This window comes from Streptomyces sp. NPDC006872 (assembly GCF_040635845.1).
Classification (GTDB): domain Bacteria; phylum Actinomycetota; class Actinomycetes; order Streptomycetales; family Streptomycetaceae; genus Streptomyces.
This window is the reverse complement of sequence record NZ_JBEYIL010000011.1, coordinates 170,724-196,727: the sequence shown is the minus strand read 5'-3', so window position 1 is coordinate 196,727 and position 26,004 is coordinate 170,724. Positions and strand designations below refer to the sequence as shown.

Here is a 26,004-nt window from a genome sequence, read left to right as displayed (position 1 = left end):
CTTTCCTTCGGGCAAGACCGATCGTGGCAGCGGGGGCTGGGCGGGGCATCGCACGTTCTCGACCGGTTCCCGGAGCGCACGTGGGATGCCAAGCGCTCACGCTCCGTCGTGAAGCCGATGTCCGCCCTCACGTCTTGGTGGTCGTGCCCGGTTCTTCGGTCGGCCGGTCACCGCTGTGCGGCAGCTGGGACCGCTGCTCGCCCTCGAGCCCGGCGGGACCGCATGTGTCGGCGAGCCGACTCCAGGTCACGATTCCTGCAGCGCCGGGACGGAGAGCTCGCCCGAACCTCGGACGATCAGCCGGGTGGGAACGGTGATGGTGCGGGCTCGAGTGCGGTCCCCGTCCAGGCGGGTCAGCGCGGTGGTCGCCGCTGTTCTGCCGAGTTCTTCTGCGTCCTGGGCGACGGCCGTCAGGGCCGGCTCGAGTGCCTCGGCGAGCGAGACGTCGTCGAAGGCGACGACGGCGACGTCCTTGCGCTTGCTGCGGGCCAGTTCGGCGACGATGCCCAGCGCCATGATGTTGTTGCCGGCGAACAGGGCCGTCGGGGGATCGGCCAGCCCGAGGAGCTGGGAGGTCGCGGCCTCGGCGCCCTGCTGGTCGTGGGCGTTGGCGACGAGCGAGCGGTCGTGGGGGATGTCGGCTTCCTGGAGTGCCGAGCGGTAGCCGGCCAGACGTTCGCGGCGCGTGTACAGCTTCAGGGGCAGGTCGCCGACGAAGCCGATGCGCCGGTGTCCGTGGGCGACGAGGTGGGCGACGCCGTCGTGGGCTCCGGCGCGGTTGGAGCTGACGATGCTGTCCGTGGCGAGGCCGACCCCTGGTCGGTCGAGGAAGATCACGGGCAGTCCCGCCGTGCGCTGGGACTTGAGGTGGGAGTGGTCGGCGCCGACGGACGGGACGACGATCAGGATGCTGACGCGGCGGGCGAGGAACTTGTCCGTCAGGGCGCGTTCGCGCTCGGGGTCGTCCGCGGAGGAGCCCATGAGCAGGGTCAGTCCGCGTTCGCGGACGGTGTCCTCGATGGCGCGGGCCACGGCTCCGAAGAAGGGGTTGGCGAGGTCGGGGATGACCAGGCCGATGGTGGTGTCCGGGCCGCCGACGCGGATGTTGCGGGCCATGAGGTTCGGCTGGAAGCCGAGCTTGGCCACTGCGGCCAGTACCTGTGCCCTGGTCTGTGCGGAGGCGGGTCCGTCCTCGTTGAGGACTCGGGAGACCGTCTTGGCGCTGACGCCGACTTCTCGGGCGACATCGGCCAGGGTGGGGCGGCGGTTCGCTGCCATGGAGGAAACCGTCTCCTGAGGGCTCTCGGTTCCGGCCACGGCCTTGGCCGGAGACTGCGAGAGCGGGGTTGTGCTGTCAGTTGGCCTGGACTCCGGCGGCCTTCGCGGCCTCCGAATCCGCTACGACAGTATCTCCGGCTTCGTCGACGGTGAGAGCGCCGGTCATGATGGCGACGACCTCGGCCATGGAGTAGTCGGAGGGCTTGATCACGGCAGCGCGCCGGCCGAGGCGGTGGACGTGGATCCGGTCGGCGATCTCGAAGACGTGCGGCATGTTGTGACTGATCAGGACGACCGGCATGCCCTTGTCGCGGACCCGGCGGATGAGGTCGAGGACCTGGCCGGACTCCTTGACGCCGAGGGCGGCGGTGGGTTCGTCCATGACGACGACGGAACGGGCCCAGGCGACGGAACGGGCGACCGCGACGGCCTGCCGCTGTCCGCCGGAGAGCGTCTCCACCGACTGCGTCAGCGAGCGCAGGCCGATCTTCAGGTCGGCCATGTGCTCGGCGGCCTCCTGGCGCATGCGCTTCTTGTCCAGCATGCGGAAGACACTGCCGAGGACGCCGGGGCGGCGCAGCTCGCGCCCGAGGAACATGTTCGAGGCGATGTCCATGGAGGCGGCCACGGCGAGGTCCTGATAGACCGTCTCGATGCCGTGGGCGCGCGCACTTTGCGGCCCGGAGAACTGGATCGGCTCGCCGTTGAGTCGTATCTCGCCCGCGTCGGGGGCCACCGCGCCGGTGAGGGCCTTGATCAGGCTGGTCTTGCCGGCGCCGTTGTCGCCGATGACGGCGAGGACCTCGCCGGGGAGCAGGTCGAAGTCGGCGCCGTCGATGGCGGTGACCTGGCCGTACCGCTTGACCAGGCCGCGGGCCTGCAGCACGGGCGTGGGGGAGGAGGTGACGGTCATCGGGCCTTCTTCCGGGAGAGCTGGTCGACGGTCACCGCGAGGATCACCAGGACTCCGGTGATCAGGGTCTGGTAGATGGAGGCGACGCCCATCAGCTGCAGGCCGTTGCGGAACACGCCGACGATGAGGACGCCGATGAAGGTGCCCAGGACCGAGCCGCGTCCGCCGAAGAGGCTGGTGCCGCCGAGGACCACGGCGGTGATGCTGTCGAGGTTGTCGGTCTGCCCCGCCTGCGGGTCGCCGACTCCGGTGCGGGAGATGAGCAGCAGGGCGGCGATGCCGTACAGCAGGCCGGCGACGGTGTAGATGCCGATGGTGAGGCGGGAGGTGCGGATGCCGTTCAGCCGGGCGGCCTCGGCGCTGTTGCCCAGGGCGTACACGTGCCGGCCCCAGCCGGTGCTGCTCAGCGCGTAGGCGAGGACGAGGAACAGGGCGATGGTGACGAGGGAGCCGTAGGTGATGTCCGTGTGGCCCAGCGGGAAGGTCTCCCCGAGGGCGGTCAGCGGGCCGGGCAGGTTGGTGACCGTCTGTTCCTCGGAGTAGATATGGGTCAGCGCGAACGCCACGTTGAGCATGCCGAGGGTGACGATGAACGGCGGCAGCGGGATCTTCTGCACCAGCAACCCGTTGAGCAGCCCGAACCCGCCGCAGACCGCCAGGCCCAGCGCGATCGCGACGAGCGGGGGTACGGATCCCTCGGCGGCCATCTTGGCGATCACGATGCTGCCGAACGCCATCACGGCCCCGCACGACAGGTCGATCCCCGCCGTGAGGATGATCAGGGTCTGCCCGATGGCGAGGGTGCCCACGACCATGACCTGCTGCACGATCAGCGAGAAGTTCCCGCCGGTCAGGAACTGGTCGGTCGAGAAGGAGAAGAAGGCGCAGGCCAGGAGGAGGGCGGCCAGGGGTCCGGTGGTCGGCGCCGTGAGCAGTCGCCGGGCCGTGGTCGGCGCTTTGAGCTCCGAGTACGGGGTGGTCGTGGCTGTCATGCGAGGTCCTTGTCGGAAGACAGTTGTCCGGGTCGGCGGACGGGGGAACGAGACGGTTCTGGCGAAGTCGGGTGAAGTCGGGTGGCGCGACAGCGCCCCCGGCAGGGGCGCGGGGCACTGCGCGACCAGCCCCCACCGGGCCCGCAGCAAACACCGCGCCCACCCAGCGGAGCGCTTCGCTCAGCCCCAGCAGTTCTCCAGGCCGTAGGCGGTGTCCTTCGACGTGACCCCGGCCTGCGCCTTGTCGGTGATCAGCGTGACGCCGGTGTCGGTGTAACCGGACGCCTTCTTACCGTCCTTGGCGTACGTCACGACTGCCTTGACGCCCTCGGCGGCCATCTTCAGCGGGTACTGCTGCGAAGTCGCGGCGATCTTGCCGTCCTTGACGGCCTGGGTGCCGGTGCAACCGCCGTCGACGGAGACGATCAGGACGTCCTTCTCCCGGCCCTTGGCCTTCAGCGCGGTGTACGCGCCCAGGGCCGCCGGTTCGTTGATGGTGTAGACGACGTTGATGTCGGGCTCCTTCTGGAGACAGTTCTCCATCGCCGTCTGGCCCTTGGCCTGGTCGCCACCGGTGTCCTGGGCGCACACGACGTCCTTGTCGGTGGCGCCGAAGCCCTTCAGGAAACCGTTGTGTCGCTGGACGCCGACGGAGACGCCCGGCGCCAGGTCGAGGGCGGCTATCTTCGCCGTCTTGCCCTTCATGGCGGCCTTGGCGTACTCGCCGATCAGCTCACCGGCCTTGAGGTTGTCGGTGGCGAAGAGTGCGTCGACCGCGCTCTCCGGCTCGGTCGGGGTGTCCAGGGCGATGACCAGGACACCCTTGGCGCGGGCCTTCTCGATCGCGGGCACGATCGCCTTGGAGTCGCTCGGGGTGATCAGGATGCCCTTCACCCCGGCGGCGACCATGTTCTCCATGGCGGTGACCTGCCCGGCGTTGTCCCCGTCGAACTTGCCCGCCGCGGTGGACAGTTGGGCGCCGTTCTCCTTGGCGGCCTTCTCCGCGCCCTCCTTCATCTTCACGAAGAACGGGTTGGTGTCGGTCTTGGTGATCAGACCGACCTTGACCTCGCCGGAGCCGGAACTCGACGAGCCCGATCCGGAGCCGGAGCCGCAGGCCGTCAGGGTGAGGGTCGCGACGCCCGTGACCGCGGCGGCTCTGAGGAGGGAGGAGGACAGGCGAGTGGTGCGAGACATCATCGACTCCTGTGGGATAGCGAGCGGCACGGATTTGGGATCAGAGCACGCCGCTCGGGATGTCATCGTTGACTTATGTCATCGTTGACACTGCCTGGCCAGGATGATGGACTCCGGATCCCGGCAACGTCAATGCCTTCCACTCGTCACAAATCGGCAACGTCCGTCGCCGTCGGCTCCGCGCGGCCGGCCAGTGGCTGTGTCGCCGGGCCGCCTCTTTGCCCGGTCTTTCCGAGCCTTTCCGAGCCTTTCCGAGTCCTTCCGAGGGAGAGCAGCCCATGAGCCCGCGTCAGATCACCGTTCTGGGAGAGTGCGTCGCGGACGCCTTCGCCGAACCGGCAAACGCCTCGAACGAGCTCGCCCTGCGGGTGCTGCCCGGCGGCGGACCTGCGAACACCGCGGTGGCCCTGGCCCGACTGGACACACCGGCCCGCTTCCTCGCACGCCTGTCCGGCGATGTGTTCGGCCGCCTGTTCCGGGCCCATCTGGAGGCGTCCGGCGTCGACCTGTCGTACGCCGTCGCCGCCGCCGAGCCCAGCACGTGGCCGTGGCGGAGCTGGACGCCACCGGGCAGGCCGCGTTCTCGTTCCACGCGCAGAACACGGCCGACTGGCAGTGGACTCCAGGCGAACTGGCGACGGTGGATCTGTCCGAAACGGCCTGTGTGCACACCGGGTCGCTGGCGCTGGTGCGTGAACCCGGCGGGGCGGTGGTGGAGGAGTTCCTGGCGGCTGCTGCTCCGAGTGCCACCATCAGCATCGATCCCAACGTCCGGCCGCTGCTGGTGCGCCCCGAGGTCTACCGCGCCCGGCTGGCGCACTGGTGCGCTCTCGCCGACATCCTGCGGCTGAGCGAGGACGACCTGGAACTCCTCCTGCCGGGCACTCCGCCCGAGCAGGCGTGCGACATCTGGCATGCGGCGGGGGTACGGCTCGTCGTGATCACGCTCGGTGCCGACGGCGCTCTGGCCTCGCTCGACGGCGAACGGCTTCGGGTGCCCGCGGTGGCCACGCGGGTCGTCGACACGGTCGGCGCGGGGGACTCCTTCACCGCCGGTCTGCTGCACCACCTCGGCGTCCGCGGACTCCTCGGCGGCCGGCTGGCCGATCTCGGTCTCGACGAGGTCGCGGAAGCCTGCCGGTTCGGCACCCGGGTCGCGGCCCTGACCTGCTCGGTCGCCGGTCCCAATCCGCCGTGGCGGAACCAGCTGGCGCAGCTCACGGACGCCGGCGGTGCCTGACGGGTCGGGAGGGCCGCGCCGGGCGGTTTCGCCCAGCCGTCGTCCGGCACCCTCGACTCCGCCCACAAGTGACGTTCACGACCGACGCCCACGACTGACGCGCACGACTGACGCCCACGACTGACAAGGACACGAGACCGTGAAGAAGACCCTGCTCGCCGAGTTCACCGCCCGCGAGGGAGCACAGGACGAGGTCGCCCGTCTGATCGGCGACTACGCCCTGAAGGTGCGCGAGGAAGAAGGCAACCTCGCCTTCGACGTCTACACCAAGGCAGCCGCCCCGCGAGCCTTCTGGATCTTCGAGGTGTACCGGGACGAGGACGCCTTCCAGGCGCACCTGAACGCCCCGTACGGCAGCCCTTTCAACGCCGTCCTCGTTCCGCTGATCGAAGAGGACGCCTCCGCGCTGACGTTCCTGAACCCGCTGGCCACGAATCCGTGACGACCCGTTGACCAGGGCCTCCACCGGGGCGCGGGCTCATCCCGCACCGCGGCGAGAGGCGCCGGGCCTCCGCAGGGGGCTTCGGGTCCACCGGCGGGCATGCCACCGTGCCGAGAGTCGCAGGGGACGACGTCTGCTCTCAGCCCTGCGCCTCGATCTCGGCATCGGCGACGGCGATGGCGACGCCGAGCGCCGTGGCGATGTTGCCCGCTGCCGTCATGACGCGGGCGGTGCCCACGATGGGCGCGATGGCGACCAGGACGTCCTGAAGCTGGGCTGCGGTCATGCCGACCTTGAGGGCGGGGTCGATATGGGCCACGTAGGAGATCGGCGGGGCGTCCGAGGCGGCGAGTGCCGCGATGCGCGTGAGCAGAAGCATGTCCGGGGCCAGCCCGCAGCGCTCGATCGAGTCGACCGTCATGGCGGCGAGGGTGTCGAGGACGGGGGTGTCGGATGCAGTGGACATGGTGCATGCCCTTCTGGGTGTGTTTCCGCTGGTGGGGGGTCAGGCGGAAGAAACGGACTTCCGCGGAGGTGGGGGTTCCCCTCCACCGTAGAACCGATCCAGGTCTCGCGCATGGGGGTCATCGCAGGCGGCGCGGCGCGCCGTGCTGCTTCCCGGAGCCTGGTGGCGCGTCCTGCGCCTCGCGCAGGTCGGGGGTGGTGGCGTTGACGGCGTCGTACCAGTTCCCGTAGCGGACGGCGAAGTACGGTGCCGACATGCCGTGCAGCAGGATGCTGAGGCCGATGGTGGCCGCGATGACTCGGCTCAGCAGTTCGATCCCGGGCACGTGGTCCTCCACCAGGAGGAGTCCGAAGACCACGGAGGCCAGGCCGCGGGGGCCGAACCAGCCGACGTAGGCCACGGTGGGCAGCCGCATTCCGGTGCCGGCCAGCGCGAGGGCCACCGGAAGCATTCTGACCACCGTCAGGCTGAGCACCGCGTACGTGATGATCCGCCAGTCGAGGTGCTCCAGTGTCGGGCCCAGCAGGACCGCGCCGAAGACCAGGAAGCTCAGGGACCCCAGCAGCCCGCCCGCGTACTCGGCCAGGTCCGCGGGCCGCTCCTTGGCCGGTTCCGCACCCGTCGGCTCGCCCTTGCGCAGTGCGACGCCGAAGGCGAAGCCGCCCATCCAGGCGGCGATGAAGCCGCTTCCGTCCACGGCCGTCGCCACGCTGTACGCGGCGAAGGCCACCGCGAGGACGACCACCTGCTGCCACTCACCCATCACCCAGCTCCGGGCCCGCGCGAGGGTCAACAGCCACCCTCCGGCCCATCCGAAGGCGAGCCCCACCACGGAGCTGACCACCAGGGCCCGCCAGAACACTCCGCCCACGCCCTCCTCGGAGGCGGTCGTGCCGGGGATCGCGGCGAGGAACATGAGGAAGAACGGCAGCGCCAGACCGTCGTTCAGCCCGCTCTCCACGTTGAGCCCGTGCCGCACGAGAGCCGGGACACGCGGGCTGGAACTGGCGGTCTTGCCGAGCGCCGCGTCCGTGGGGGCGAGAACCGCGCCGAGCAAGGCGAACTCCCAGAGGGTCAGGCCGGGAAGCAAGGGCCACGCCAGCAGCCACCCCATGGCGATGCTCAGCGGCAGGCCGATGGACAGCAGCCGCAGGGGCAGGAAGCCGCCCGTGCGCAGGTCGTGTCGGCGCACGGTCATCGAGTCGGTGAAGAGCAGGAGGGCCAGGGCGGCCTCGATCAGCGTCAGGATCGGGCCGGCGTCATGGCCCAGGTCGAGAACGTCCAACCCGAGCGGCCCGATGAGCGCTCCGAAGCCGGTGAACACCATCGGAGCCGACACCGGCGTCGAGGCCAGGCGGCGCGAGAACAGCGCATAGCCGGCGGTGACGGCCGCGACGGCGGCTCCGGTCCAGGCGCTGCCACCACTCATGACGTCCCACCACTCATGACGCCCCACTCCTCTTGTCGCAACGCGCAACGCGCAACGCGCAACGCCGTGACCGCGCGACGGCAAGCCGGCCGCCCGGCCGTGCGGCAGCCGCGCCGCGAGGAGTGCACCTCGTGGGGCGGCTGGGCCGAGCGGGAATCAGTGTGACGCTTGGTCGGATCCCGGGTACGGCACCGACACGCGGCACCTGTGATCCACGCGGGCTACTGCGATCCGCGTGTTGCCGTCGACGAGAGTCCGAACTGTTCGGCGCGGATGACGATGACCTCCCGCGCGTATGCCGGTGTCCGACGCGGAGGTCACGCCTGCCGCTTGGCGTCGATCTCGGCGATCAGGGCCTCGACGCGGGTCTTGATCTCGTCGCGGATCGGGCGGACGGCCTCCACGCCCTTGCCGGCCGGGTCCTCCAGGGCCCAGTCGAGGTACTGCTTGCCGGGGAAGATCGGGCACGCGTCGCCGCAGCCCATCGTGATGACGTAGTCGGACGCCTGAACGGCTTCCGTGGTCAGGACCTTCGGCTTCGCTTCGGCGATGTCGACGCCGACCTCCTTCATGGCCTCGACCGCGGCCGGGTTGACCTGGTCACCCGGGACGGAACCGGCCGAGCGGACCTCGATCCGGTCGCCCGCGAGGTGGGACAGGAATCCGGCGGCCATCTGCGACCGGCCGGCGTTGTGAACGCAGACGAACAGCACGGAGGCGAGCGGGCTGGAGGACATCGGTTCTTCCTTCGTAAGTGAGGATCACCCCGGACTGGTATCAGTATGGAGTGATGTGAAAGTATCAGTCCATGATGATGTCAGTCGACACTGATCTGATGCGGGTTCTCGCGGACCCGATCCGGCTCCGGATCGTCACCCTGCTCGCCAAGGAGACGCTGTGCAGCACGCACCTGATCGAGGAGACGGGGGTCAGACAGACCAACCTCTCCAACCATCTGAAGGTGCTGCGCGAGGCCGGGGTCGTGGAGACGGAGCCGTGCGGCCGGTTCACCTACTACCGGCTCAAGCCCGATGTCATCGCGTCTCTCGCGGGACAGTTCGCCGATCTCGCCGAGGCGGCGCGCGTCACCGCCGAGAACAACGTCAAGCGGTCCTGCCCCTGACCTGGCGGCTCTCGCCGTCGCCCGCACCCGGAGTCCTGTCGACGACGACCGAGACGTCCTGCTGGCTGCCACCGAGGAGTCCTGTTGACCGCCACTGATGCCACCGAGAACGACAGGGCAGGGGACGTCATCCTCTCCGCCGCGACGGGGCGCGGTCCGCAGCCTGCCCCGGGTGCCGCCCCGCTCCGCACGCCGCTGACCGCCAGGGCGACGGCCGAGTTCATCGGCACCGCCCTCCTGGTCGCCGTCGTGATCGGCTCCGGCATCCAGGCCACCGAGCTGACCCGCGATGTCGGTGTGCAGCTGCTGGCCAACTCGATCGCCACGGTCTTCGGCCTCGGCATCCTGATCCTGCTGCTGGGCCCGGTCTCGGGCGCCCACTTCAACCCGGTGGTCACGCTGGCCGAGTGGTGGACGGCGAGGCGCGGCGGCGACGGCGTCACGACCCGCGAAGTCGCCGTCTACGTCCCCGTGCAGATCGTCGGCGCAATCGCCGGGGCGATCCTGGCCGACGCGATGTTCGCCGAGCCCCTGGTGGAGTGGTCCACCCATGACCGCTCGGCCGGGAACCTCCTGTTGGGCGAGGTGGTGGCCACCGCCGGCCTGGTCCTGCTGATCTTCGGCCTGGCCCGCACCGGCCGACTCCGCTTCGCGCCCGTCGCGGTCGCCTCGTACATCGGCGCCGCCTACTGGTTCACCTCGTCCACGTCCTTCGCCAACCCGGCGGTGACCATCGGCCGCACCTTCTCCGACACGTTCGCGGGCATCGCGCCCGGCTCGATCGCGGGCTTCGTGGGCGCGCAACTCATCGGTGGTGTGGTCGGCTTGGCCCTGGTGGCGCTCGTCTTCCGCCCGGGGCGATCCGCTGAATGACCCGCAGGCGGTAGGCGGTAGGCGGTAGGCAGTGGTGATCGGCGGCGTTCGTCCGGGCTCGCCGCCGGTCTCTGCCTGCGCCGCCCGCGCGGTCGTTCGAACGACTCAGCCCGGGGATCCGAGCATCTGCCTCATGGCGGCCACCACCGACGGCTCCACCTTGTAGTACACCCATGTGCCGCGCCGCTCGGAGGTGAGCAGGCCGGCCGCCTTGAGCTTCTTCAGGTGGTGGGAAACGGTCGGTTGAGAGACCCCGACGTCGGAGATGTCGCACACGCACGCCTCCCCGCCCTCGTGTGAGGCGACCAGCGAGAACAGTCGAAGTCTCACCGGGTCGCCGAGCGCCTTGAACATCGCGGCGGTCCGTTCGGCCTCCTCGGCCGTCAGCGGGTGCTCGGTCAGCGGCGGGCAGCACGGCACGACACTCTTGGCAGTCTCCGCGGCCGGCAGCGGCAACGCCTTGATGTTCGACATACTTCTATGTTGACACACGTCGAACCAGGCAGGTGGGGGCAGGTGGAGCTGCCTCGATGGCGCGAAGGGCGCCCGGTCGCCTGCGTACCTGCTTCGATGAATGTCTATGTTGACGCTTATCGATACAGGTGTCAGGCTGGGCCGTGTGCAAGCCATCGACAGATGTCGAAGCAAGCAAGGAGTCGCCGTGAACGTGCCTGCCCTCACCGAGCTGCCCGTCGCCGTGGTCGGAGCCGGTCCCGCCGGTCTTGCCGCCGCCGCTCACCTCCTCGACGAGGGTCTGGAGCCCTTGGTCCTGGAGGCCGGACCGGTCGCGGGGGCGGCGGTGCGGGAGTGGTCGCACGTGAAGCTGTTCTCCACCTGGGGCGAGGTGGTCGACCCGACCGCCGAGAAGCTGCTTGCCCCGACGGGCTGGACCAGGCCCGACCCGGCGACCTACCCGTCCGGCGGCGACTGGGCGACCCAGTACCTGGAGCCCCTCGCCGCGGCCCTCGGCGAGCGGGTCCGCTTCGGCGCGACCGTGACCGGCGTTTCGCGGAGCGGTCGCGATCGCATCGTCGACGCCGACCGCGAGACCCAGCCCTTCGTCGTGCACGTCGAGTACGCCGACGGCCGCGAGGCGCGGATCTTCGCCCGCGCGGTGATCGACGCGTCCGGCACGTGGAACACGCCCTCCCCGGCCGGTGCCGACGGGCTTCCCGCGCTCGGTGAGAAGGCGGCGGCCGACCGCATCGCGTACCAGGTCCCCGACCTGAAGGACCCCGCTGTCCGGGCCCGCCACGCGGGCAGGCGCACAGCGGTCGTCGGCTCCGGAGCGTCCGCCTTCACCGCACTCGCCTACCTGGCCGACCTCGCCAAGGCGGACGACGGCAGGGGCACGAAGGCGGTCTGGGTCCTGCGCCGCGGCATCTCCGGTTCCACCTTCGGCGGCGGGTCGGCGGATCAGCTTCCCGCCCGCGGCGCTCTGGGTCTGGCGGCGAAGGCCGCGGTGGACGACGGCTACGCCGACGCGGTCACGGGCTTCCGCACCGAGGCCATCGAGCGTGACGGCAGCGGCCGGCTGGTCCTGGTCGCCGAGGACGGCCGACGGCTGGAGCCGGTGGACGAGGTGATCGTGCTGACCGGGTTCCGCCCCGACCTGTCCTTCCTGTCCGAGGTCCGCCTCGACCTGGACGAGCGCCTCCAGGCACCGGTCGAGCTGGCGCCGCTGATCGACCCCAACCAGCACTCGTGCGGCACCGTCTACCCACACGGTCACCGCGAACTCTCCCACCCCGAACAGGGCGTCTACCTGGTCGGGATGAAGTCCTACGGCCGCGCCCCGACGTTCCTGGCGATGACCGGCTACGAGCAGGTCCGCTCCGTCGCCGCCGCGATCGCCGGTGACCTGGAATCCGCCGACCGCGTCGAACTCACCCTCCCCGAGACCGGCGTATGCGGTGGCGCCGGGCTGTTCGACGCCCCCGAGGCCGACCAGGACGCAGGAGGCTGCTGCACGCCCGCGCCCGCCCTCGTCCAGATCGGCGCCGCCGCCCCGGCCGTCGAACGCGCCGCCGCCCCGGCCGTCAAGGCGGACGAGCAGAGCCAGGCGGGCGGTTGCTGCGGCTCGTGACCGAACCGCGGCCCGCCCGCGGCGATGAACAGCCGCCCGCTCGGCGCGCGCGGCACGGACCTCATCACCCACGGGACCGCAGAGGCTGGGGTGCCGGCGAGCGGGCAGGGTGGTCGGGCCCGAGGAAGACGACGATGCCGTTGCCGTCGGGGGAGGGGTGAGTGGCCGGGGTCCAGCCCTGTCGGCGGTAGAAGGACATTGCCCGTCCGGACCCGACGGAGGTGAGCAGCCAGGAGCGGCCGTCCGGGGCGTCCGCGGTGACCGCCTCCAGCAGGTCGCCGGCCAGGCCCGTGCCCTGGGCGGCCGGACGGACCGCGAGTTCGTCGATCTCGCGGGCCCCGACCAGCCAGTCCACGGTGCGCTCGGGACCGAGGCCGGCGGCTGCCTGGGGGTAGCAGCGGTCGGTGGGGAAGGGGGCGAGGGTCGTCCAGGCCGTGGCGAAACCGACGACGTCCGCCCCCGCGAAGGCGAGCGCGGCGGTGAAGCCGGGACGCCGGACGTCGTCCGCCAGTCGGCCCAGGAACTCGACCCCCTTCTCCTCGTCCTCGTGCCACGGCGGCGCGCAGAACGCCTCGACGTAGACGGCGTGCAAGTCGTCGAAGTGCACGCGCAGTTCAGCGCACTTGAAGATGCGGATGTCGTTCATCAGGCATCGCCCACCCTTCCTGTCGTCAGGTTATTGCAAGTAGTTCGCAATAACCTCTAGATTGCAATAGTGCGGGGCATCGTAAGCCTGACAGCGTCCGTTCCATGGGCGGTGCCCCGCACCCATGCGCCGCCCTTACTGCCCGCCCGTGACGTGGGAGCCCTGCCATGCCCCGCCTGATGCCGGATACCCGACCGCAACGCGTCCTCGCGGCCTCGAACTTCGTCTACACCGTCGGCAGTGGCCTCTATCTGACCGCCGGGGTGCTGTACTTCACCGAGGCGGTTTACCTTCCGGCAGACCAGGTGGGGCTCGGGCTCGGCATCGCCGGACTTGTCGCACTGGCCCTCGGCGTTGCGGTCGGTCATCTGGCGGACCGACATGGAGCACGAGGCGTCTACGCGGCCACCCTTGTGGTCCAGGCGCTGGCCACGGCGGGCTTTGTACTGGTGGACGGCTTCTGGCCGTTCGTGCTGGCCGTCGGCTCGGCTGCCGGGGCGAAGGCCGCCGGAACAGCCGCCCGCTCCCCGCTCATCAGGCACTACGGAGGAGACCGGCCGCAGGAGTTCCGGGCCTATCTCCGCGCCGTGACCAACGTCGGCATCTCCCTCGGCGCGCTGGGAGCGGGGTGGGTCGTACAAGTGGGCACCCTCACCGCCTATCAACTCATGGCCGTCGGCAACGCGATCGCCTTCGTGGTCTCCGCGGCGCTCCTGATCCTGCTCCCGCCGGTCGCGCCGGTCCCGGCCGTCGGCGGCCCGCGCTGGATCGCCCTGCGAGACCGTCCGTACCTGCTGCTCACCGTCCTCGACGGCATCATGGCCATCCAGTTCAAGGTGCTCACCGTCGCCATCCCGCTCTGGCTGGTCGGTGCCACCACGGCTCCGCACTGGCTCATCTCGGGGACCATGCTCACCGGGACCGTCATCGTCGTGGCATTCCAGATGCGAGCCAGCCGCAACATCGATTCCCCCACGGCGGGCGGCCGCGCCTACCGCCGGGCAGGAGTCGCCTTTCTCATCGCCTGCTCGATGATCTCCCTGTCCGCGGGGATACCCGCGTGGGCTGCCGCAACCCTGCTCATCGCCGCCGTGGTGATCCACACGGTCGGCGAGCTCTGGCATGCCGCCGCCGGCTTCGAGGTGTCCTTCGCCCTCGCCCCGCAGCACGCCACCGGCCAGTACCTGGGCGTGTTCGGCCTGGGCGCCGGACTGGCCGAGGCCCTTGGGCCAGGTCTGCTCATCGCGCTGTGCATCACCTGGGGCCGCCCCGGCTGGTACCTCGTCGGGGCCATGTTCGCCCTGACCGGCCTGGCGGCACCGCCCGCCGTCCGCTGGGCACAGCAGCACCAGCACGTCGTGGATCCCGACGTGGTCGGCGCCCTCCTCACCCACCGCTCGGCGGACCCCCTCCTGCCGGCGCTGACCCCATCGCCGGCCGGATGTTCGTCAGCCAGAAGACCGTCAGCAAGCACAGCTACAACATCTTCACCAAGCTCGGACTCGAACCGTCCGAGGGGCGACCAGTCCACTTTGTTGTGACTGGCTCTGTCCTGGCCGTGCGGGCGCCCGTTGGGATGGACGTGGTTCCGCCGCAGCCGCTGCTGAAAGGCCCTCGATCACGATGCCGATGCCGATGACGATGCCGCGCGCACGCTCGTTCGTGCAGGTCGACGTGTTTTTCACGAGCCCCTATTCCGGCAATCCGGTCGCGGTCGTCCTGGACGGGACGGACCTGAGCGATGAGGAGATGCAGGGCCTGGCGCGGTGGACGAATCTGTCCGAGACCACGTTCGTGCTGCCCGCCACCGTCCCGGAGGCGGACTACCGGCTGCGGATCTTCACTCCGCAGGGTGAGCTGCCGTTCGCCGGGCACCCCACCCTCGGTTCCGCGCGCGCCTGGCTGGACGGTGGCGGAATGCCGCAGCACGACGACCACATCGTGCAGGAGTGCGCCGCCGGCCTGGTCACCGTGCGCCGCGGCGAGGACGCGCTGTCCTTCGCCGCCCCTCCTCGGGTGCGCGACGGCGCGCTCGACGACGCATATCTGAACCGGATCGTGGCCGCGTTCGGCATCACGCGCGACCGTGTCCTCGCCCACCAGTGGGTCGACAACGGACCCGGCTGGGCCGTGGTCCGGTTGTCCACGGCCGAGGAGGTCCTCGCCCTCGAACCCGATCTCTCCCTCATCCCGGACGCGATGGTCGGCGCGATCGGGGCCTACCCCCAGGGGTCCCCGCACCACTTCGAGATGCGTACCTTCGCCCCCGGCGTCGGCGTGCCCGAGGACCCCGCCTGCGGCAGCATGAATGCCGGCGTCGGGCAGTGGCTCACCGCCACCGGCGCCGCACCCTCCGCCTACCGGGTCTCCCAGGGCGCGAGAGTGGGCCGGGCCGCGAGCATCGAGGTCTCCGCCGACACGGACGGCACCGTCTGGGTCAGCGGCGCCGCCGCCGTCTGCATCCGCGGAACCATCACTCTCTGACCGCTCCGCCGCCCACGCCCTCGGCAGTGAGCGTCCTCACCGCCGGGCGGGCTCGTCGCCCTCGCGGTAGAGCACCAGGTGCTCGTGGAAGAGGACGCCGTCCCGGACGTCGCCGGTGGCGGTGAAGCCGGTGTCGTCGACGTAGTCGATGTGGGCGCCGGTGACGGTGTAGCTGCCGGTGTAGGCGCTGCGGCGGTTGCCGCGGGCTTCGTCGTAGCGGCCGTCGGGCAGTAGTTCCTGGCGGATGAACCCGTCCGCGGTCACCCACATGCCGACGTACGGGTGCGGGGTGCGGGGCGTGTCGTTGCTGGTCATGGCTCTACGATCGCCCCGGCGCCCGGGGGGAACCAGGCCGCCGTCCCCCCAGGTGAGGGCTTCCTGGGTGCCGGACACCTGGGATAACGGCGGCCTGGTTCCGGCTCCGCCGTGCGACGAACCTGGTGGTCGGGCAGCCGCTGTAGCTGCCGAACACTCGCCTCGGACCTGCATCGGCGCTCATTTCGCGCAGCGGGGAAACCGATGAGGCGACCCCACTGAGGAGCGCGCACATGAGCATCACCGAGACCCGCACCGCAGGCTGGAACCCCGAGGTCCTCGACGAGATCCTCGCGAACGACGAGGGCCGGCCCGTCCTGTTCACCAACGCCCGCATCCTGACCATGGACCCGCTCATCGGGACCATGACCGGCGCCGACCTCCTGTTCGTCGGCTCCCTGCTCGTGGGCGTCGGCCCGGGCATCATCACCGCCGCGGGGGACGACAACGCCATCGTCGTCGACTGCACCGGCCTGACCATCGCCCCCGCCGTCGTCGACACCGTCGCCCTGGCCGGCGGCCGCGGCCGTCGCTCGGAGTACGTCGCGACGCTGACCCCGGGCAACGTCCCCGACTTCCTCGTGGTGCCCGACGAGCTCGCCGCCGACGTGCCGAGCGCCGTCGCCGCGCTCATGACCTCGCCGAAGCAGGTCCACGCGCTCGTCGCGGCCGGCCGGCCGGTCCTGTGGGCCGGCACGGACGTCCCCGGCCGGGCCGCCGCCCCCGAGGCGGGCATCCCGGCCGCCGACGACCTGACCGGCAGCCCGCGCGTCGGCGTCTGGATCGACAGGAACGACTTCCTGCACCAAGAGCTCACCGCCGACGGCCGCTACGACGAGACCCGGGGCGGACGCCCGCACGCATACCAGGGCCGGTACTGGATCGACGGCGACCGCATCGACTACCTGGACGACCTCGGCTTCTGGGCCTACGGAGAGTTCCGGGGCGACGAGCTGCACCACGCGGGCTACGTCATGAAGCTCGGCTGACCCTCCCCCTCCCCCCCTCCCCTCCCTCGCTCCGCCCCTCCTGCGTACGGAAAGAAGACCCCTCATGAACGTCAACGACACCACCAGCGCCGCCGTGCTCGAAGAGCTGCGGCGCCGGCCCGCCGACCGGCGGCGCGTCCTGTTCACCGGCGCGACCATCGTCACCATGGATCCCGCTCTCGGCGTCATCGACGGCGGCGACCTCCTCGTCGAGGGCGACACGATCACCGCCGTCGGCCGTGACCTCGACGCGGCGGACGCCGTGATCGTCGACGCCACCGGCACGATCCTCACCCCCGGCTTCGTCGACACCCACCGGCACGCCTGGGAGGCCCAGCTGCGCCGGATCATGCCGGACGTCGACGACCTCGGCGGCTACGTCATGGCCACCCTGGCCGGCTACGCCACGGTCTACCGGCCCCAGGACATGTACATCGGCACCAGACTGGCCGCCCTGACCGCGATCGACAGCGGCATCACGACCATGCTCGACTTCTCCCACAACTCCCGCACCCGCGAGCACTCCGACGCCGCCGTCGAGGCCCTCGTCGACACCGGCATACGCGGCGTGCACGCCTCCATGGGCCCGCACTTCGGCACGTGGGACCGGCAGTGGCCCGGCGACCTGGCCCGCCTCAAGGACCGGTACTTCAGCAGCGACGACCAGCTGCTCACCCTGCGCCTGGCGACCCTGGCCACCGACGAGATCGCCGGACCGGCCCTCGCCTACGGCCCCGAACTCGCCCGCGTCGCGAAGGACTTGGGCATCGGAGTGAGCGTGGACGCCGTGTTCGGCGCGTCCGGCTCCGAGGCGGTGCTGCGCTGGGCCAAGGACGGCGTCCTCAGCCCCGACGTCACCCTCATCCACTCCACCGGCCTGACCTCCGAGGCATGGAAGGCGATGGGGGAGACCGGCACCACCGTCGCCCTCGCCCCCACCTCCGACGCGCAGATCGGCCTGGAGACCGCGATCCCCGCCGTCGACGAGGCCCTCGCCGTCGGCATCCGCCCCGGACTGAGCATCGACGTCGAAGTCGCCCTGGCCAGCGACATGTTCACCCAGATGCGGGCCCTGCACGCCATCCAGCGGATGCGCGCGGTCAACGCCGCCTACGGCACCGACCGGCAGCCCTCCCGTATCACCACCCACGACGTCCTCGACTTCGCCACCCTCCAGGGCGCCCGCACCAACGGCCTGGCCGGAGTCACCGGTTCACTCACCCCGGGCAAGAAGGCCGACCTGCTGGTCGTCCAGGCCGAGGACCTCAACAACATGCCGCTCAACGACCCGATCGGCACGATCGTGCTGGGCTCCGACGCCCGCAACATCAGCGCCGTCCTCATCAACGGCGAGCCCCGCAAGTGGGACGGCCGCGTCCTCGACGTCGACCTGGCCGCCCTGCGCGGCGAGGTGCACGCCTCGCGCGAGTACGTGCTGAACACCCCGGCCGCATGAGGGTTCGCGCCCCCGATCCATGGTCCCCGGCCGTCCTTTCCACCCCACGGCCGGGGACACCCCTTTGGAGTTCCCATGTCCCACCCCGTCACATCCCCTCGGCACTCGACGGCCGCGCCCGACACCCCCGACCAGCCGCCCTCCTGGGCCCCCGCCGCCCCGACCATCGCCCTGCTGACCGCACTCGGTGTCCTGATGGTCGGCCAGATGTACACCGTGCTGGCCCTGCTGCATCCCATGGCCACCGCGCTCGGCACCACACCGGAGCAGGTCACCTGGACCGCGACGGCGTTCGGCTTCGCCTACGCCGTCGGATTCCTCCTCGCCGGCCCCCTCTCGGACCGCTACGGCTCGCGTGCCGTGATCACCGCAGGGCTCGTGGTCGCCACCGCGGCCACCCTGGCGGTCAGCGCCGCCCCCGACCTCCCCACGGCCATCGCCCTGCGCAGCGTGCAGGGACTCACCGCCGCGACCTTCGCACCCTCCGCGCTCTCCTACGCCGTCCACCACCTCGCGCCACAGCGTCGCGGCACCGCCCTGACCTGCATCACCAGCGGCATGTTCGCCGCTGCCGTGCTCCTGCAGATCGGCGCCCAGGCCGTCGCGGCCGGGCTCGGCTGGCGCGCGGTCTTCTGGATCGGCGCCTCGCTGATGGCCCTGAGCCTGATCCCGGTGCGCCGTGTGCTGCGCCCCACCGCACACCGGGCCACCGGGGGCGGGCTGCGCCAGGCGTTCGCGGCGATGCCACGGCTGCTGCGCCGGCCGCGCCTGGTCGCCCTGTATCTGTCGACCGTGGCGTTGATGTCCGCCTTCGTCGCCGTCTACACGGCGGTGGCCATCGCCGGACCGTCCGGCATCGCCGGGAACTCCTCCGCGATCCTCGCCCTCAGGGCGAGCGCGCTGCCCGCCCTGGTAGCCGTCCCCGTGCTCGCCCCCGTGCTCCAGCGCCTGGCCGCGCCGCTGCGGGCGGTCCTCGCCTTCGCGCTGGCGGCCCTCGCCGTCGCGGTCGGCTCCTTCCTCGGCGGTCACACCGTGGCGCTGGCCTTCGCGCTGCTGCTGTTCGTGGCGGCCGTCGCGGCAGCGGCGCCCGCCGTCGTCGAGATCATCAACTCCCATGCCCCGCATGCCCGCGGCGCGGCCGTCGCCCTCTACGGATGCAGCATGTTCATCGGCGCCAGCCTGGGCCCGCAGCTCACCGGCGCCCTGACCGGCCTGGGCTTCGGCGGCATCCTCCGTATCGTCGCCGCCGCGCTAGTCCTCGGCGTCCTGCTCGCCCTGCCCACGCTCCGCCACCACCGCGCCGACTGACTCCGGACCCCTCCCGAGGGGCCGCCACGACCCACACGTCCGATGTCCCTACCTGGTCAGGGCCCTGGACCGGCGTCCCCAGCAGCGCGAGCGCCGTATCACCGCCCCGCAGCGCCTGCCGCTGGCCTGGGCGGGGATGCGCGGAGCCATCTCCCTGGCCGCGGCGCTGACCGTGCCCGCCGCGACCGCCGAGGGACACCCCGTCGGGCAACGCGACGCCGTCGTGTTCATCACGGCCGTCGTCATCGTCATCACCCTCGCGCTCCTCGGTCCCACCCTGCCGGCCGTGGTCCGCCGGGCCCGCTTCCCCCAGGACGAGGACAGTGACACCTGCGTCGGTCGGTGTCGCCGTCCCGCGTTCCCGTCTCCGCCAACGCGTCATGGCGGGGGAGGAACAGCCGGACGCTGTTCCTCCCCCGCCATGACGGGACGGACTTCAGATGGCCTGGGCGGTGGGCATGACGGTGATCTCGGTGAGGTTGACGTGGCGCGGTACGGCGGCCATGAAGGCGACGGTCTCCGCGATGTCGGCGGACTGCAGACAGTCGATGTCGTGGATGAGGTCGGCCATCAGCTTGGAGGCGTCCGGGTCGGTGACGTGGTCGGGCAGTTCCGTCTCGACCATGCCGGGCTCGATGGTGGCCACGCGGACCATCTTCGGGCCGAGTTCGACGCGGAGCAGCCGGGTGAGGTGGCTGATGTACGCCTTGGTGCCGGAGTAGATGGAGAACTTCTCCAGGATGCGGGTGGCCGCTATGGACGAGGTGTTGATCAGGTCGGCGGGCCTGCCCTGGGCGGCGGACTCCGTCAGGTGGGGGAGGAACCCGGCGATCACGTTCATCAGACCGCCGATGTTGAGGTCGATCTGGCGCTGCCAGTCGTCGACCTTGAGCTCCTCGATGCCGGAGATGAGCTGGACGCCGGCGTTGTTGAACACGAGGTCGGCCTTGCCGAAGCGGGCGGCGACCTGGTCGGCGGCGCTCTGGACGGCGGCGCGGTCGGTGACGTCGACGGCCAGGGCGAGCGCCGTGCCGCCGGCCGCCTCGACGGCCTTGACGACCCCGTCCAGCTTGTCCTTGCGGCGGGCCAGCACGACCACGGTGGCGCCGAGTTCGGCGAGGCGCTGGGCGGTGACGGCGCCCATGCCGCTGGAGGCGCCGGAGACGACGGCGACCCGGCCGGCGAGCGGGGTACCGGTGAGCAGAGCAGCAGACATCACAAAACCTCAATCTCTTCGATCGGAAGGCTCAGAGGTGGGGAGAGCCGGGATGGTGCCGCAGCCCGGCCGGCCAGGTCGTCCGGCCCGGCCGGGCTGGGGGAGAGAGCCGTGGGCGCACGGAGGCGAGGGCGCCCGACGGGATGTCAGGCGGCGTCCTCGTGGCCGGTGGCGGCGGACTTCTCGCGCCACGGCGCGAGGTCGTCCTGCACCTGCCGGTACTTGACGTCCAGCCGCTCGAGGGTGTCGCGCCCCAGGTAGAGGTGCGTGGGCAGCTTCTCGGTGGAGGCCACCTCGACGATGAGCGCGGCGCCCTTGACGGGGTCGCCGAGCTGGGCGTGGTTGGCCCGGTCGATCCAGTCCAGCGTGACGTGCGCGGGGGTGTCGTCGTAGTCGGCGATGCGGTCCGCGGCCACCGACAGGGAGCTGGCGTCGAGGAAGTCGGTGCGGAAGACCCCCGGTTCGACGACCATCGACTGGATCCCGAACGGCGCCATCTCGACGGAGAGCGCCTCGCTGATGCCGGCGACGGCGAACTTCGACGCGCAGTACAGGCTGACACCGGGCTCGCCCTCGAAACCGGAGCGGGAACCGATGTGCACCAGCCGGCCCGAGCCCTGCTTGCGCATGACGGGCAGCACGGCGCGGGTGACGTTGATCAGCCCGAACACGTTGAGGTCGAACAGCGACCGGGCCTCCGCGTCGGTGATCTCCTCCAGCGCGCCGAGCAGACCGCGGCCGGCGTTGTTGACCAGCACGTCGATGCCGCCGAACCGGTCCACGGCGGCCTCGACCGCCTGCGGGACGCTGTCGTTGTCCGTGACGTCCAGGGCGACCGCGAAGACCTGATCGGAATTTTTCAGATCGTCCGGCACGCGTTCCGGGTTCCGTACGGCGACCACGACATTGTTACCCCCTGCCAGAGCGGCGCGGGCGATTTCCGCACCGATTCCACGGGAGGCGCCGGTGACAAACCACGTAGCCATGGGGAAAACCTCTTTCGTCTTTTTCGGATCCCGTTTCGGGGATTTCCTGTTGACGAGTTCGAGTCTGCCCGGCGGCTGAGACGCCATGAAGGCCGCGCTTTTCCTGGGAGTCCCACACCTAGGAAAGGCGAGGTACTTCGGGTGCGCCGAGGGAGCCCAGCAGGGCCAGTCCGTCGGCGGAGGGGGAGCCCGGCTCCGCCTGCAGGACGATGAGCTGCTGTCCCGGGACGCTGCGGATGTTGAGGGCCTCGTGCCGCAACTCCAGGTCTCCCACGACGGAGTGGTGCACCTGCTTGACGTCGTAGGGCGGGACCCGGGTGTACTCGTGTGCCCACAGGGAGCGGAACTCGCCGCTGCGCACCGACAGTTCGCCGACTAGCTCCAGGATGCGGGGATCCTCCGGAGTGCCGGCGGCCGTCTGCTGAAGGTCGGCGACCGCGCGATGCCGGGCCCGCTCCGGGCTCCGGTAGAAGGACTTCGCCGCGGGGTCCAGGAACAGCATGCGGAGCACGTTGTCGTGCTGCGCGAAGTCACGGTAGAGGGCGTCGGCCAAGGCGTTGGTGGCCAGCAGGTCCTGGGCGTGACCGATGATGAAGGCCGGCGTCCTGGTCCAGCTCTCGATCAGCTGCCGCAGGTGCGGGCGGACCCGCTCGACCCGGGAGGGGGACTTCGTGCGGCGGGCCGTCGGCCGGGCCAGCCGGAAGAGCTTCCCCTTGTCCTCGTCCCCCAGTTGCAGCGCGCGAGCAAGGGCCTCCAGCACCCGGGGCGAGGGGCCGAGTTCACGACCCTGTTCGAGTCGGCTGTAGTAGCTCAGGCTGACTCCTGAGAGCGTCGCGACCTCGTCACGCCGTAGGCCGGGCACCTTTCGCCGGCCCGCGGTGGGCAGTCCTGCCGCGGCAGGGCTGAGGCGTTCTCTGCGGGAGCGGAGGAACTGGCCCAGCCCTCCAACCGGGTCAGGGTGCGTGTAGTTGTCCATGCTGCCAAGGTAGGCGGAAAACACCGGGCAGAGTCCGGCCGACGGTGGGTGCGTTACTCCCAGGAATACGGGCCCCCGGCAGCTGGCTACCCTTCGTGAATGTCGCGCTACATGGCGCCATAGTGCGTGACCGACAGTTCTCAGCGGCTGAAAAGCATCTACGCTTGCCGCATGAGCAATGGGACGCCTTTGGGTGATTTTCTCCGAGCCCGCCGAGAAGCCCTGAAGCCACACGACGTCGGTCTGCCCGAACACGGGCGACGCCGGGTTCCCGGACTGCGCAGAGAGGAAGTCGCGCTGCTCGCCGGAGTCAGCTCCGACTACTACATCAGGCTGGAACAGGGACGCGAGAACAGCCCGTCCCCACAGGTCCTCGACGCGGTGGCGCAGGCGCTGAAACTGGACGCGGAAGCCACCGACCATCTCAACCGCCTCTGCCTCACCGCCTCGCAACGCCCGCGGGACTGGGGCGAGACGGACGTCAGCGGGCAGTTGTTGCAGCTGATGGACGGATGGGACCACACTCCGGCCTTCGTCCTCGGCCCGGCCCTCGACATCCTGGCGGGCAACTCCCTCGCCACGGCCCTCCACAGCGGGTTCGAGAAGTTCGACAACCTCGCCCGCATGGTGTTCGTCGACCCCGCAGGGCGCGAGTTCTACCAGGAGTGGGAGCGAGCCGCGCACTCCTGTGTCGCCGAGATCAGGGCCGCCTACGGACACGACCCCGAATCGGCCCGTATCGCCGAAGTCGTGGCGGAACTGTCCGGTCAGAGCGAGGAGTTCGCCGAGATCTGGCAGTTGCACAACGTGAAGAGCAAGTCCCAGGAGGGCAAGCATCTCAAGCACCCCCAGGTCGGAGACCTGCACATCAAATTCGCGGCGTTCACGGTCAACGGAGCCCCGCACCAGCAACTGGTGGTCTATCAAGCAGAACCGGCCGGCCCGACCGCAGCTGCTTTCGAGACGCTGAGGGCCCTGGCCGCTCAGCCGAGGCAGGCCCAGGCAGCCGCGCCCGTGACCGATCTCGCCGGCGACGAGCGGTAGCGGCGAGCGGTAACGAACAGCGAACAGGGAACGGCGCGCGGGCTCAGCGGAGCAGCAACGCGTCCCCGGAGTGCTGGAGCGCCAGGACCGCGGCGGCCGTCACGATCACCGCGAGGGACGGCACGGCGATCTGCACCGCTCCGCGGCGGCTGTCCCACGCGGGAAGGAAGCCCGCGGGAACCGCCAACACGAGCAGTACGACGGCGAGTCCGGCCAGGGAACTCGTGACGAGCACGCTGCCCCACGCCTCGAACGGATGCTTCCAGGAACCGAAGCGGGTCGCCCACAGGACGGTCACGGTGGCCACGGTTGTCAGGGGAGCGGCGTAGGGGGCATGGCCGAGCCCGCCGGATCCCCGGAGAACGACGAGCATGACGGCCCAGACGGCCCCGGCGCACAGCGCGGTCAGCACATCGAGTCGCCATGTGCCCGTCCAGTCGCCCGCCGTCGCGGACGACCGATACGCCAGACGGGCCGCCACCGCGGCGCCTGCGGCACCGACGGCCGTCAGCGCCGGGAGCCAGCGGTGCAGGCGCGGGCGCAGACGGTGTTCGGGCCGGTGGGAGTCGCGTACGGCGCAGAAGGGCTGGGCGAGCATGCGCCAGGGGCTCGTGTCCCGTGACCGCCAACCCTGCACGACGACCCCGGATCGCCCTGACGGCGATCCGGCTACCCCTGCCCCGCTCCGCGGGAGCGGGCATTCACCCCGGCCCTGAAGGACCGGGCACCCTGCCCGAAAGCCAGGTGGACGACCGCTCAGGTCTACGTCGGCGCGAGCCCGAGGACCACCGCGCAGCAGGCGGTGCGCTCGCTCGCCGGCTATCAGAAGGTGCATCTGCGCGCCGGTCGGTCGAAGACCGTCCGGATCCGGGTCGACGCCCAGCAGTTGAAGTACTGGAACACGTCCGCCGACGCCTGGGCGCTCGGCACCGGGAATCGGAGCGTGTGGGTCGGCGGCTCGTCCCGGACGCTCCCCCTGCACACCGGCGTCGACGTCACCCGCTAGGTCCTGTCCGGCCGATCAGGTCGCAGACGCGGGGAGACCCAGGTCACAGTCCGGCGTGTCACAGGGCGGCGGGGGTGTCTCGTCTCAGGGGTGTAGGCAGTGACGATGACAGAGGAGCACACCATGGACGCGCGACTGAACTACTTCGCCACCCCGACCGCCGGCAAGGCCGTCCGGAGCTTCATGGCGACGGGCCGGGCGATCAAGGAGCTGCCGCTGCCGGCCGAGACGCAGGAGCTCGTGGCGTTGCGCGTGAGTCAGATCAACGGCTGCGCCGTCTGCGTCGACATGCACACCAAGGAAGCGGCCGCCGCCGGCGAGACCTCGGTACGGCTGAACCTGGTGGCGGTCTGGCGGGAGGCCACGGTCTTCACCGAGGCCGAACGCGCCGCGCTGGAGTTCGCGGAGCAGGGGACGCGGGTGGCGGACGCGGCCGGCGGGGTCGACGACGAGGTGTGGGCGGCTGCCGCCAAGCACTACGACGAGGATCAGCTCACCGCCCTGGTGGTCCTGGTCTCCTTCATGAACGCGGTCAACCGGCTGAACGTCATCAGCCGGCAGCCGGCCGGCGACTACGTGGTCGGGCAGTTCGGCTGATGGGCAAGGTCGAGGAGTTCGAGGAGCTGCGGCCGCTGCTGTTCTCGATCGCCTATCGGATCCTGGGCAGTGTGGGCGAGGCCGAGGACGCGGTGCAGGAGACATGGCTGCGCTATGACGGGTCGGCGACCCGGCCCACCTCGGTCAAGGCGTTTCTGTCGGCCACGGTGACGCGGCTCTCGATCGATGTGCTGCGGTCCGCGCGGGTGCGGCGGGAGGAGTACGTCGGGCCGTGGTTTCCCGAGCCGCTGCTGAGCGATCCGTACGACGATCCCGCGCGGTCGGTGGAGCTGGCCGACTCGGTGTCGATGGCGGCGCTCCTGTTGCTGGAACGGCTCAGCCCGCTGGAGCGGGCGGTGTTCGTGCTGCGGGAGGTGTTCGGCTTCGGGTTCGACGAGATCGCCGAGGCGGTGGGCCGGTCGGAGGAGGCGTGCCGGCAGCTGCTGGTGCGGTCGCGCCGGCACATGCAAGCCGGGCGGCCTCGGTTCGCGGCGGACAGTCGGGAACGGCAGGAGCTGGCGACCCGGTTCTTCGACGCGCTGAAGGACGGCGATGTGGGCGGGCTGCGGAACCTGCTGGCCGCCGACGTGACGCTGGTCGGGGACGGCGGCGGCAAGACCCCGCAACTGGCCAGGGCCGTCATCGGCGCGGACAACGTCGCCCGGGTGCTCGGCACGGTCTTCCCGCTGATGTTCCAGGTCGACGTCTCGTTCGAGCCGCAGCAGCTCAACGGGCAGCCCGGCGCGATCCTCCGCGACCGGGACGGCAGGATCCTGCACACCATGGTCCTCGATGTGCTCGACGGGCAGATCCAGACCGTCCGGGCGGTGATCAATCCCGACAAGCTCGGCCACCTCGGGCCCGTCGGCGACGCCTGGGCCCTCGACCGGGAGGTCAAGCTCGTCCGCCGACAGGCCCCTTAGGCACGGCGCCAGGGCGACC

The 26,004-nt window shown here is 70.7% G+C and carries 28 protein-coding genes and 1 pseudogene; 14 read left to right on the top strand and 15 right to left on the bottom strand.

Going from position 1 to position 26,004, the window contains the following annotated elements; genetic code table 11:
• Window positions 1-127: 127 nt before the first annotated feature.
• The 5 genes from ABZ725_RS30775 to ABZ725_RS30755 all read right to left on the bottom strand — a co-directional run bounded on the left by ABZ725_RS30775 (window position 128) and on the right by ABZ725_RS30755 (window position 4,380).
• Window positions 128-250, bottom strand: coding sequence for a hypothetical protein (locus ABZ725_RS30775; RefSeq protein ID WP_358805773.1), 123 nt, complete (start codon window positions 248-250; stop codon window positions 128-130).
• Window positions 247-1,278: a LacI family DNA-binding transcriptional regulator gene (locus ABZ725_RS30770; protein WP_358805772.1), complete on the bottom strand. Its 1,032-nt coding sequence runs from the start codon at window positions 1,276-1,278 to the stop codon at window positions 247-249. The genes ABZ725_RS30775 and ABZ725_RS30770 overlap by 4 nt, the downstream gene beginning before the upstream one ends.
• Before the next feature lie 76 nt (window positions 1,279-1,354).
• The gene (locus ABZ725_RS30765) at window positions 1,355-2,191 is read right to left on the bottom strand and encodes an ATP-binding cassette domain-containing protein (protein WP_358805771.1); all 837 of its coding nucleotides are present in this window, start codon (window positions 2,189-2,191) and stop codon (window positions 1,355-1,357) included.
• Window positions 2,188-3,183 (bottom strand): ABC transporter permease, encoded by a 996-nt coding sequence (locus tag ABZ725_RS30760; protein WP_351908911.1) that lies wholly within the window; start codon window positions 3,181-3,183, stop codon window positions 2,188-2,190. Before ABZ725_RS30760 ends, ABZ725_RS30765 begins: the two co-directional genes overlap by 4 nt.
• 180 nt (window positions 3,184-3,363) lie before the next feature.
• Complete coding sequence (locus ABZ725_RS30755; RefSeq protein WP_358805770.1) at window positions 3,364-4,380, bottom strand: sugar ABC transporter substrate-binding protein; 1,017 nt, start codon at window positions 4,378-4,380, stop codon at window positions 3,364-3,366.
• Window positions 4,381-4,658: 278 nt separating this feature from the next.
• Between ABZ725_RS30755 and ABZ725_RS30750 the strand changes: the two are divergent.
• Window positions 4,659-5,620 (top strand): annotated as a pseudogene (locus tag ABZ725_RS30750) (carbohydrate kinase).
• A gap of 139 nt (window positions 5,621-5,759) precedes the next feature.
• The gene (locus ABZ725_RS30745; protein WP_358805769.1) at window positions 5,760-6,062 is read left to right on the top strand and encodes an antibiotic biosynthesis monooxygenase family protein; all 303 of its coding nucleotides are present in this window, start codon (window positions 5,760-5,762) and stop codon (window positions 6,060-6,062) included.
• A 139-nt stretch (window positions 6,063-6,201) separates the two neighbouring features.
• Here the strand turns inward: ABZ725_RS30745 and ABZ725_RS30740 are convergent, their stop codons facing one another.
• The 3 genes from ABZ725_RS30740 to ABZ725_RS30730 form a co-directional block, all read right to left on the bottom strand.
• Window positions 6,202-6,528 carry a carboxymuconolactone decarboxylase family protein gene (locus tag ABZ725_RS30740; RefSeq protein ID WP_351908921.1) on the bottom strand — a complete coding sequence of 109 codons (327 nt, stop codon included), beginning with the start codon at window positions 6,526-6,528 and terminating at the stop codon, window positions 6,202-6,204.
• A gap of 118 nt (window positions 6,529-6,646) precedes the next feature.
• A complete protein-coding gene (locus tag ABZ725_RS30735) occupies window positions 6,647-7,957 on the bottom strand; it encodes a cation:proton antiporter (protein WP_358805768.1) in 1,311 nt (436 codons plus the stop codon).
• A 317-nt stretch (window positions 7,958-8,274) separates the two neighbouring features.
• The gene (locus ABZ725_RS30730; protein ID WP_358805767.1) at window positions 8,275-8,694 is read right to left on the bottom strand and encodes an arsenate reductase ArsC; all 420 of its coding nucleotides are present in this window, start codon (window positions 8,692-8,694) and stop codon (window positions 8,275-8,277) included.
• Window positions 8,695-8,765: 71 nt separating this feature from the next.
• Between ABZ725_RS30730 and ABZ725_RS30725 the strand changes: the two genes are divergently transcribed.
• Together ABZ725_RS30725 and ABZ725_RS30720 are read left to right on the top strand one after the other, a co-directional pair.
• Entirely contained in the window at window positions 8,766-9,080 is a 315-nt protein-coding gene (locus ABZ725_RS30725; protein WP_358805766.1) for a metalloregulator ArsR/SmtB family transcription factor, read from the top strand.
• A gap of 129 nt (window positions 9,081-9,209) precedes the next feature.
• Window positions 9,210-9,953 (top strand): MIP/aquaporin family protein, encoded by a 744-nt coding sequence (locus ABZ725_RS30720; protein WP_358805909.1) that lies wholly within the window; start codon window positions 9,210-9,212, stop codon window positions 9,951-9,953.
• 105 nt (window positions 9,954-10,058) lie between these two features.
• Here ABZ725_RS30720 and ABZ725_RS30715 read toward each other — a convergent pair whose 3' ends face one another.
• On the bottom strand, window positions 10,059-10,427 hold the full coding sequence (locus ABZ725_RS30715) for a metalloregulator ArsR/SmtB family transcription factor (protein WP_358805765.1): 369 nt from the start codon (window positions 10,425-10,427) through the stop codon (window positions 10,059-10,061).
• 187 nt (window positions 10,428-10,614) lie between these two features.
• On the opposite strand from ABZ725_RS30715, the gene ABZ725_RS30710 reads away from it, so the two are divergent.
• Window positions 10,615-12,039 carry an NAD(P)-binding domain-containing protein gene (locus ABZ725_RS30710; RefSeq protein WP_358805764.1) on the top strand — a complete coding sequence of 475 codons (1,425 nt, stop codon included), beginning with the start codon at window positions 10,615-10,617 and terminating at the stop codon, window positions 12,037-12,039.
• A 64-nt stretch (window positions 12,040-12,103) separates the two neighbouring features.
• Here the strand turns inward: ABZ725_RS30710 and ABZ725_RS30705 are convergent, their stop codons facing one another.
• Window positions 12,104-12,685, bottom strand: coding sequence for a GNAT family N-acetyltransferase (locus ABZ725_RS30705; protein WP_358805763.1), 582 nt, complete (start codon window positions 12,683-12,685; stop codon window positions 12,104-12,106).
• 167 nt (window positions 12,686-12,852) lie between these two features.
• On the opposite strand from ABZ725_RS30705, the gene ABZ725_RS30700 reads away from it, so the two are divergent.
• The gene (locus ABZ725_RS30700) at window positions 12,853-14,226 is read left to right on the top strand and encodes an MFS transporter (RefSeq protein WP_358805762.1); all 1,374 of its coding nucleotides are present in this window, start codon (window positions 12,853-12,855) and stop codon (window positions 14,224-14,226) included.
• Between the two features lie 94 nt (window positions 14,227-14,320).
• A complete protein-coding gene (locus ABZ725_RS30695) occupies window positions 14,321-15,169 on the top strand; it encodes a PhzF family phenazine biosynthesis protein (RefSeq protein ID WP_358805761.1) in 849 nt (282 codons plus the stop codon).
• Window positions 15,170-15,205: 36 nt separating this feature from the next.
• Here ABZ725_RS30695 and ABZ725_RS30690 read toward each other — a convergent pair whose 3' ends face one another.
• The gene (locus ABZ725_RS30690) at window positions 15,206-15,484 is read right to left on the bottom strand and encodes an Atu4866 domain-containing protein (protein WP_358805760.1); all 279 of its coding nucleotides are present in this window, start codon (window positions 15,482-15,484) and stop codon (window positions 15,206-15,208) included.
• A 233-nt stretch (window positions 15,485-15,717) separates the two neighbouring features.
• Between ABZ725_RS30690 and ABZ725_RS30685 the strand changes: the two genes are divergently transcribed.
• The 3 genes from ABZ725_RS30685 (at window position 15,718) to ABZ725_RS30675 (ending at window position 19,237) form a co-directional block, all read left to right on the top strand.
• Window positions 15,718-16,473 carry an Atu4866 domain-containing protein gene (locus ABZ725_RS30685; RefSeq protein WP_358805759.1) on the top strand — a complete coding sequence of 252 codons (756 nt, stop codon included), beginning with the start codon at window positions 15,718-15,720 and terminating at the stop codon, window positions 16,471-16,473.
• A gap of 64 nt (window positions 16,474-16,537) precedes the next feature.
• On the top strand, window positions 16,538-17,929 hold the full coding sequence (locus tag ABZ725_RS30680; RefSeq protein ID WP_358805758.1) for an amidohydrolase family protein: 1,392 nt from the start codon (window positions 16,538-16,540) through the stop codon (window positions 17,927-17,929).
• Between the two features lie 75 nt (window positions 17,930-18,004).
• Window positions 18,005-19,237, top strand: coding sequence for an MFS transporter (locus ABZ725_RS30675; protein ID WP_358805757.1), 1,233 nt, complete (start codon window positions 18,005-18,007; stop codon window positions 19,235-19,237).
• A 436-nt stretch (window positions 19,238-19,673) separates the two neighbouring features.
• Here the strand turns inward: ABZ725_RS30675 and ABZ725_RS30670 are convergent, their stop codons facing one another.
• The 3 genes from ABZ725_RS30670 to ABZ725_RS30660 all read right to left on the bottom strand — a co-directional run bounded on the left by ABZ725_RS30670 (window position 19,674) and on the right by ABZ725_RS30660 (window position 22,415).
• Entirely contained in the window at window positions 19,674-20,456 is a 783-nt protein-coding gene (locus ABZ725_RS30670) for an SDR family oxidoreductase (protein ID WP_351908945.1), read from the bottom strand.
• Between the two features lie 143 nt (window positions 20,457-20,599).
• Window positions 20,600-21,439 (bottom strand): SDR family NAD(P)-dependent oxidoreductase, encoded by an 840-nt coding sequence (locus ABZ725_RS30665; protein ID WP_358805756.1) that lies wholly within the window; start codon window positions 21,437-21,439, stop codon window positions 20,600-20,602.
• Window positions 21,440-21,557: 118 nt separating this feature from the next.
• Complete coding sequence (locus tag ABZ725_RS30660; RefSeq protein ID WP_358805755.1) at window positions 21,558-22,415, bottom strand: helix-turn-helix transcriptional regulator; 858 nt, start codon at window positions 22,413-22,415, stop codon at window positions 21,558-21,560.
• Between the two features lie 171 nt (window positions 22,416-22,586).
• Here ABZ725_RS30660 and ABZ725_RS30655 point away from each other — a divergent pair, with 171 nt between their 5' ends.
• On the top strand, window positions 22,587-23,459 hold the full coding sequence (locus ABZ725_RS30655; protein ID WP_358805754.1) for a helix-turn-helix transcriptional regulator: 873 nt from the start codon (window positions 22,587-22,589) through the stop codon (window positions 23,457-23,459).
• A gap of 43 nt (window positions 23,460-23,502) precedes the next feature.
• Here the strand turns inward: ABZ725_RS30655 and ABZ725_RS30650 are convergent, their stop codons facing one another.
• Window positions 23,503-24,057, bottom strand: coding sequence for a hypothetical protein (locus ABZ725_RS30650; RefSeq protein ID WP_358805753.1), 555 nt, complete (start codon window positions 24,055-24,057; stop codon window positions 23,503-23,505).
• Window positions 24,058-24,171: 114 nt separating this feature from the next.
• Here ABZ725_RS30650 and ABZ725_RS30645 point away from each other — a divergent pair, with 114 nt between their 5' ends.
• The 3 genes from ABZ725_RS30645 to ABZ725_RS30635 all read left to right on the top strand — a co-directional run bounded on the left by ABZ725_RS30645 (window position 24,172) and on the right by ABZ725_RS30635 (window position 25,985).
• A complete protein-coding gene (locus ABZ725_RS30645) occupies window positions 24,172-24,465 on the top strand; it encodes a fibronectin type III-like domain-contianing protein (RefSeq protein ID WP_358805908.1) in 294 nt (97 codons plus the stop codon).
• A gap of 123 nt (window positions 24,466-24,588) precedes the next feature.
• Window positions 24,589-25,062 carry a carboxymuconolactone decarboxylase family protein gene (locus tag ABZ725_RS30640; protein ID WP_358805752.1) on the top strand — a complete coding sequence of 158 codons (474 nt, stop codon included), beginning with the start codon at window positions 24,589-24,591 and terminating at the stop codon, window positions 25,060-25,062.
• Window positions 25,062-25,985 carry an RNA polymerase sigma-70 factor gene (locus tag ABZ725_RS30635; protein ID WP_358805751.1) on the top strand — a complete coding sequence of 308 codons (924 nt, stop codon included), beginning with the start codon at window positions 25,062-25,064 and terminating at the stop codon, window positions 25,983-25,985. The genes ABZ725_RS30640 and ABZ725_RS30635 overlap by 1 nt, the downstream gene beginning before the upstream one ends.
• The last annotated feature ends 19 nt before the right edge of the window (window positions 25,986-26,004 follow it).

Bases quoted from the DNA above. Each gene is read 5' to 3' on its own strand.
- ABZ725_RS30725 (WP_358805766.1), top strand. From the start codon at position 8,766: ATGATGATGTCAGTCGACACTGATCTGATGCGGGTTCTCGCGGACCCG.
- ABZ725_RS30640 (WP_358805752.1), top strand. From the start codon at position 24,589: ATGGACGCGCGACTGAACTACTTCGCCACCCCGACCGCCGGCAAGGCC.
- ABZ725_RS30680 (WP_358805758.1), top strand. From the start codon at position 16,538: ATGAACGTCAACGACACCACCAGCGCCGCCGTGCTCGAAGAGCTGCGG.
- ABZ725_RS30715 (WP_358805765.1), bottom strand. From the start codon at position 10,427: ATGTCGAACATCAAGGCGTTGCCGCTGCCGGCCGCGGAGACTGCCAAG.
- ABZ725_RS30755 (WP_358805770.1), bottom strand. From the start codon at position 4,380: ATGTCTCGCACCACTCGCCTGTCCTCCTCCCTCCTCAGAGCCGCCGCG.
- ABZ725_RS30735 (WP_358805768.1), bottom strand. From the start codon at position 7,957: ATGAGTGGTGGCAGCGCCTGGACCGGAGCCGCCGTCGCGGCCGTCACC.
- ABZ725_RS30760 (WP_351908911.1), bottom strand. From the start codon at position 3,183: ATGACAGCCACGACCACCCCGTACTCGGAGCTCAAAGCGCCGACCACG.
- ABZ725_RS30650 (WP_358805753.1), bottom strand. From the start codon at position 24,057: ATGCTCGCCCAGCCCTTCTGCGCCGTACGCGACTCCCACCGGCCCGAA.
- ABZ725_RS30685 (WP_358805759.1), top strand. From the start codon at position 15,718: ATGAGCATCACCGAGACCCGCACCGCAGGCTGGAACCCCGAGGTCCTC.
- ABZ725_RS30695 (WP_358805761.1), top strand. From the start codon at position 14,321: ATGACGATGCCGCGCGCACGCTCGTTCGTGCAGGTCGACGTGTTTTTC.
- ABZ725_RS30675 (WP_358805757.1), top strand. From the start codon at position 18,005: ATGTCCCACCCCGTCACATCCCCTCGGCACTCGACGGCCGCGCCCGAC.
- ABZ725_RS30765 (WP_358805771.1), bottom strand. From the start codon at position 2,191: ATGACCGTCACCTCCTCCCCCACGCCCGTGCTGCAGGCCCGCGGCCTG.
- ABZ725_RS30655 (WP_358805754.1), top strand. From the start codon at position 22,587: ATGAGCAATGGGACGCCTTTGGGTGATTTTCTCCGAGCCCGCCGAGAA.
- ABZ725_RS30770 (WP_358805772.1), bottom strand. From the start codon at position 1,278: ATGGCAGCGAACCGCCGCCCCACCCTGGCCGATGTCGCCCGAGAAGTC.
- ABZ725_RS30660 (WP_358805755.1), bottom strand. From the start codon at position 22,415: ATGGACAACTACACGCACCCTGACCCGGTTGGAGGGCTGGGCCAGTTC.
- ABZ725_RS30740 (WP_351908921.1), bottom strand. From the start codon at position 6,528: ATGTCCACTGCATCCGACACCCCCGTCCTCGACACCCTCGCCGCCATG.
- ABZ725_RS30705 (WP_358805763.1), bottom strand. From the start codon at position 12,685: ATGAACGACATCCGCATCTTCAAGTGCGCTGAACTGCGCGTGCACTTC.
- ABZ725_RS30700 (WP_358805762.1), top strand. From the start codon at position 12,853: ATGCCCCGCCTGATGCCGGATACCCGACCGCAACGCGTCCTCGCGGCC.
- ABZ725_RS30635 (WP_358805751.1), top strand. From the start codon at position 25,062: ATGGGCAAGGTCGAGGAGTTCGAGGAGCTGCGGCCGCTGCTGTTCTCG.
- ABZ725_RS30730 (WP_358805767.1), bottom strand. From the start codon at position 8,694: ATGTCCTCCAGCCCGCTCGCCTCCGTGCTGTTCGTCTGCGTTCACAAC.
- ABZ725_RS30665 (WP_358805756.1), bottom strand. From the start codon at position 21,439: ATGGCTACGTGGTTTGTCACCGGCGCCTCCCGTGGAATCGGTGCGGAA.
- ABZ725_RS30690 (WP_358805760.1), bottom strand. From the start codon at position 15,484: ATGACCAGCAACGACACGCCCCGCACCCCGCACCCGTACGTCGGCATG.